The sequence below is a fragment of the Candidatus Woesearchaeota archaeon genome (assembly GCA_026394965.1).
Classification (GTDB): Archaea; Nanobdellota; Nanobdellia; order Woesearchaeales; family 0-14-0-80-44-23; genus JAPLZQ01.
The window spans coordinates 1-6,171 of sequence record JAPLZQ010000082.1 but is presented as its reverse complement, the minus strand read 5'-3'; the positions used below and the strand labels follow the sequence as shown (position 1 = coordinate 6,171).

The 6,171-nt window shown below is 37.7% G+C and carries 5 protein-coding genes; 2 read left to right on the top strand and 3 right to left on the bottom strand.

Annotation, left to right across the window (positions count from 1 at the left end):
• Positions 1-177: 177 nt before the first annotated feature.
• Positions 178-1,422: a hypothetical protein gene (locus NTV63_03485; GenBank protein ID MCX6709985.1), complete on the bottom strand. Its 1,245-nt coding sequence runs from the start codon at positions 1,420-1,422 to the stop codon at positions 178-180.
• 119 nt (positions 1,423-1,541) lie between these two features.
• Here NTV63_03485 and NTV63_03480 point away from each other — a divergent pair, with 119 nt between their 5' ends.
• Together NTV63_03480 and rpsG are read left to right on the top strand one after the other, a co-directional pair.
• A complete protein-coding gene (locus NTV63_03480; GenBank protein ID MCX6709984.1) occupies positions 1,542-2,981 on the top strand; it encodes a sulfatase in 1,440 nt (479 codons plus the stop codon).
• Positions 2,982-3,061: 80 nt separating this feature from the next.
• Entirely contained in the window at positions 3,062-3,661 is a 600-nt protein-coding gene (gene rpsG, locus NTV63_03475) for a 30S ribosomal protein S7 (GenBank protein MCX6709983.1), read from the top strand.
• Between the two features lie 33 nt (positions 3,662-3,694).
• Here the strand turns inward: rpsG and NTV63_03470 are convergent, their stop codons facing one another.
• Complete coding sequence (locus tag NTV63_03470) at positions 3,695-4,591, bottom strand: glycosyltransferase (protein ID MCX6709982.1); 897 nt, start codon at positions 4,589-4,591, stop codon at positions 3,695-3,697.
• Positions 4,592-4,879: 288 nt separating this feature from the next.
• On the bottom strand, positions 4,880-6,171 hold a 1,292-nt coding region (locus tag NTV63_03465), incomplete at its 5' end, for an amino acid permease (GenBank protein MCX6709981.1).

Genomic DNA, 6,171 nt, shown 5'->3' with positions numbered 1-6,171 from the left:
GATATCTCAAACGTATTATAATTTATCCAAACAATTAAATGAAAGCTCAAATGAGTTTAATCTTACAGGACAAATCAGAATCTTGGATGAAAATGGAGCCAACATTCTTTTGATATATGAAAGAATAAATTAAAAAGAATAAATTAAAAAGTTATATTAATTAAAAAAAATAAAGCTCTAAATCTTCTTATTTTTGATATCCAAAGAAAGCACATTATTGGAATTCAATAATCTCTTTTCCCAAGAGCCATCCGGCTGGATTTTAAAAAGAACAAGGTATCCCGAGTCCGCGCCTTCCCACCCTATCTTTTTATTGGGGAAAGTTGTTGTGCCTGCCACAAGTATTTCCTTATTGCCATCCAAATCAAAATCAACAATCTCAGCAGCCATGGAATTAAACTGCGCTTCGCTGATATTAAAGAGCTCTGAGATTGCGCCTATAACTTTATCAGAGAATTTTTTCTCCTCCTTGTTCCAATGGAATATATGCACTATGCCTTTTGGGAATCCTGTTGCGAGCACAATCTCATTTTCGCCATCATTTTCTAAATCGCCTATAACCAGCCCCTTCATATTCTTCTCAGTAGAATCATTATGCAAAAGAGTTTTCTCCCATTTCCCTGAATCATAAGAGTATATATAAACCGAGCCGGGTTTTTGCCCGGGAGAGCCTATTCCGATGATGAGAGAGTTTCTCCCTTCATTATAAACATCGCCTATTGCGATGCTTCTGAATTCCCTGCCATGAAGCTCGTCTACTGTATAATCCTGCCAAGCATTTATGCTTTCATTGAGCTTGTATACGCGTATAAAGCTTATTTCATCAGCGAGGAATTCAAGCGGGGATGATATTGTTGCAACTACCTCATTTTTGCCATCATTATCAACATCTCCTGATTTAACAATATGAACCGCTGAATTGACTAAAGTGTCATATGTCAAATCTTTTCTGTCTACTTTATGGCTCATTTTTCTCTGCTGATCAATCTTTCCAATAAAATTGTGCTCCAAAATGGTTTTGTCCCATTTTGAGCTGTTTTTCTTATAAACAATGACATATCCTTCGCCATGAGTGCCAAGTAAAACCTCATTTTTCCCGTCATTGTCTGCATCACCAACGTAAATGTCTTTGCAGCGGACATCACCGATGTCATCAATCAATGATTCTTTCCAAAGAGAGCCCTGCAATGAAATAAAAAGATGCGAAGTGTTAAAATTCTCAGCGGTAATATTAGCGTCTTTTAAGGACAAGATTTTAATAAACCCTGAATTTCCAGTTCCAATTATCACATTGCCAAAATTATTGCTGAACTTCCCGGAATATGATATTCTGTCTTTAATGAACAAAGTGCAAACAATAAATGCGATCAATAATGAAAAAATTGTTATGATTCTTTTCCATGCTATCTTTCTTTTAGACATTTTTAACCTAAATTTCAATTAAATGAATATGCGCAAAAACAAGAAATAATAAAAAGAGCAGGATTTATAAACTTTTACTAATTAAAAAATAATTATTAATCTTGTGGAGATAAATTAATATGAATGCAATTAAGCTGAAAATAGGATATTTTAATTTATTTCTGCTGTTTTTATTGATAGTTTTATCCTCTGGCTGCGTTGAGCAACACAAAAATACCTATGAATGTATAAATTGCAGTGTGATACTGATTACATTAGACTCATTAAGAGCAGATCATCTTGGGGCTTATGGATACTACAGGAATACCTCCCCGAACATTGATAATCTTGCTAAAGAATCTTATGTTTTCTTGGATTCAATAAGCCAAAGCGGCAGTACCGTTTATTCACTTCCCGCTCTGCTTACTTCAAAGTTTCCAATAAGCGACAACATAACAAACGGATTTATTCTTAATGAAAAAGAAGTAACCTTGGCTGAAATTCTGAAAGAAAACGGATATGACAATTATGCTGTAATAAGCCATGAGTTTGTAAGTGCAAAATACGGCGGTTCCCAGGGCTTTAAGATATTTGATGATGATTACTATGGGTACGGCTTTGCTGATTTGACAGCAGAAAAGGCGATTAAAATGCTGAATAGCATTTCAGAAAAACCATTTTTTCTTTGGATTCATTTTAGAGAGCCTCATGCGCCGTATAACCCCCCCGAAAAGATTTTTGGGCTTTTTAACAATGAAACAGATTCAGATAATAATACAATAAAATCAGGAGAAGATGAACGGGATTATTACAAGAAAAAAATGGAAGGTTTATATGCAAAAAACCTTTCTGACAAAGTTAACTTAACAGAATATACTCTCACAGGAAAGAGATTCTACTTGAATGGGGAAGATATAGAATGGCTTACAGATGCTTATGATGCGAATATCAGATTCGCAGATGAGCAAGTGGGAATATTATTAAACGAATTGGCAGTTCTTAATTTGACAGACAATACAATTGTAATAATTTCCTCTGACCACGGGGAGAGCTTGGGAGAACATAGCATTTTTGACCATAATACGCTTAATTATGGAACAATTCATACCCCCTTAATAGTCCATATACCTAAAAATTTGGGAGAAATAAAAGAATATCCTGTTTCTAATTTAGATATTATGCCGACAATTCTAAAAATTATTGGAATAAACCCGCCATCAGGTATCAGAGGAAAATACTTATTTGACAGCAACAGAACTGGCTATTTTCAGTTTGCAGAGTATGAAGATTCCTGGACAATAATAGAAGATGGCTGGAAAATGAATGCCAAAGATATTTCAAACAAAGATTGCAATATTAAAATAGACAAATTATTTTATATTTTTGATGATCCTGATGAAATCTTTAATTTAATAGCGGAAAATACAGACAGATGTAATTACCTAAAAAATCTGGGGCATAGCATTAAAAAAAACTATTCTCAAACAAATTACACTTTATCTGAAAGAATAAATGAAACCATTCAAAATGCTTCTAATGACACCATCAATAAATTAAAGGCATTAGGGTATGTCAATTAAAGCATAGTCATTTTAGAAAGCTTTTTAAATACCTCTCTTTCCCCCTCTCTTATCAAATAATATTAACGGGGAAACTGAAAATGGCTGAATTAAAGGCATTCAACAAATGGAGCACAAAAGACATAATTGTAACTGATATCGCGCTTAAGGACTACATAAACCTTGAAGCAAAGATTGTCCCAAAGACAGAGGCAACATATGCAGGAAGCAAGTTCTACAAGTCAAGGGTATTCATAGCAGAGCGCCTTATTAACAAGCTTATGGTTCCCGGGCATAAGGGCAAGAAGCACAAATTCACATCATCCCTTGTTACAGGAAAGGGGCAGAGCGCATACCATCTTGTTGAGGAAGCGCTTACTGTAATAGAAAGGCAGACCAAGAAGAACCCAATCCAGGTTCTTGTTACGGCAATTGAGAACTCAGCTCCAAGGGAAGACATAGTGAGCATTGAATACGGCGGAGCAAGGTATCCAAAGGCAGTTGACTGCTCTCCCCAGAGAAGGATAGATGTCGCGTTGAGATACATGGTTCAGGGCGCATATGCAAAGACCTTCAACACAAGAAGGAAATTCTCCGACTCATTGGCTTATGAGATAACTGAGGCATACAACATGAGCGCAAACTCAAATGCAATCGCAAAGAAGCTCATGACAGAAAGGCAGACCGAGGCCTCAAGATAAGCATTTTTTTATTTATAAATATTTTATAAAAATTCATTTTCTAAGATTTTTTACAGATTTTATCTGCTTCCAGATTATGTGCTTTTCAGCATTTCCTGTTGAATAATCCAGCCAGCCGAGGAACCTGGAAAGGCACTCAAGGAATGATGCTCCGCATGCATAAAAAATGTTTCCGGGGCGAATCTTTCTTAATACCAATCCTGCTATCCTTATGCTATTGAGAGTTGGAGAGATGTATCCGCTTTTTTCCCTAAGCACAAGATATCCGCAGTATATCCTTCGTCTCTGGCTTATGAAATCTGAAATGTTTTCAGGCCCCCTGTTGTAAACTATGGCTTTTGGCTCATACAGGAGGGAATACCCTTTCTCCTGAATCATTCTTGCGATTTCATCCTCATCAACTATTGTATGAGGGATTTTTTTGACGATATTTCTGAATACGATAAGCTCCCCGAACTTGGGGCGCTCAAGGGATATCTCATAATGAAGCTCATAAATCAAATGCGCTGAGAATCCGAAAAAACTCTTCCTGTCATTCACCGGAATGATTCTTGCATTTACAATACCCGCTTTTCTATTGAAGAAATGTCCTGCGAGAAAGTCAAAACAGCCCTTTTCAGGAAGATTATCTGCACTTTCAAGAAAGAGAACCGGTGATTTTGCACGCTTGAGGAATTCGTTTATTGCAAACCATTTGCCTTTCCGGACAGGATAGCTTATGAGCTCAAATTTTCCGCCTGATTTTCTTAATTTAATGAAACGTGAAACCTTATCCTTGGTCGAGTCAGTGCTCCCGTCATTTATTATGAAAACCTTTTCAATGTCTGCAATTCTGGTTTTTTGGCTTTCAATTGCCTGAAGAAGGCGCACTATGTTTTTCTCTTCATTGTAAACAGGAATTCCTATTGAAACCCTTATTTTTTCAGCCATTGAAGATTGGATTAGAAAGCGGGTTTATATTATTAACCATTAATTAGAAAGATGAGAAATTTTTATGCGCTCAATTGAGGAAATCGGTATCGGAAAAAATTTAATTAAAAAACTCATTAAAAAGAAGTATCATCCTAAAAATCCGCTGAGAGTGTCCTACTCCGCACTAAAGTGCGGAGTTTGATCGGACACTCTCTGATTCGCGGATTTTTAGGATGCCAAAAACGGCGCCTTATCTCTAAACTAAAGTATTGAGTTTTAGCGCCGTTTTTTAGCATCAAAAACTCATCAAAAGGCAATTTCATCCTTTTTAATCGGGATAACTTCTTCAATTTTCCTTCCGTAGATGTAAATGTACTGCCAGAACACGCCCTGCCTTCTTATCACATCAACAAGGAAGCCGCAGCTCCTGAAAATTGCCTTTATTCTCTCATCGCTTGAGAGCCACTCAATATTCGGAATTATGTAGAAGAATCTGTCATACTCAAGAAAGCATATTCTCCCGTCCATCTTAAGCCTTGAATTCATCTCCCTTAAGACGCTTTCAAGCTCCTGGACATATCCCAAAGCAGCAACAGAAACTGCTGCATCCAGATTTTTCACATCAGGATGGAGGGAATCCTTTCTCTCATGAAGAACTATAACATGGTTGTGCTCCCTTGAAAGAAGCCTTCCCCTTGTTATCCGAAGCTCTCTCTTTGAGATGTCTGTCGCATACACCCTCCCATTTTTGCTTACCGCCTCTGCAAGGCTTATTGTGAGGGTTCCAACCCCGCACCCGAATTCAAGGACAGTCTTGTTTTTCAGGTAACCGAGAAGGCTCAGGATTTCATCCCTGACAGCAGGGGGAAGGAGAAACCTTTCAAAAGCAAGCGCCAAGTATGCAAATATGTCATTCACAATAATTATTGCTTTTGGATTGTAATAAAGCTCAAGGAGAAAGTATATTGGGATGCATAATGCAGTCAGGGAAAGCCCCAGGAGGAACAGGTTCATTGCATTTGGCTCTGTCCTTATCCACATGTAAATTATTGCAAAGAAAAAAATGCTTATTATTACAGGTCCAATCTTTCCAAATGGAGCCTTAAAAGGCCTTGGCAGGTCCGGCTTCCTTATCCGCAAAATTGTTACGGTCAGGATTATCGGGATATACATCATCAGCGAGAGAGGCACAAGAAGGCTCAGGAAAACCTTGTATTTTCCCATTGCTATGAAAAGAGCGATTATTGAAACAACTGCCTGAAAGATTATTGCAACATATGGAGTTTTGTATTTCTTGTGAATTCTCGTCATCTGGGAGAGAAAAAGCCTGTCCCTTGCAAGCGCAAAAATGAGCCTTGGAGTTGATATTATCCCTACTGCAGCAGAGCCAATCATTGTGAAGTAGATTCCAAGGCTTATGATGCTTCTTCCAAGCCCGCCCATGAGAAGCTCAGATATATCGCCAAGGGGCGCTGAAAGAGTGGCAAGCTTCTGCCAGGGAATTATTCCGAGGGAGATGAAATTAAGCAATACCCCTAAAATTCCCATTGCAATTGCAGCCGAGATAAGGGCTTTCGGGATTACCCTTGAAGGGTCTT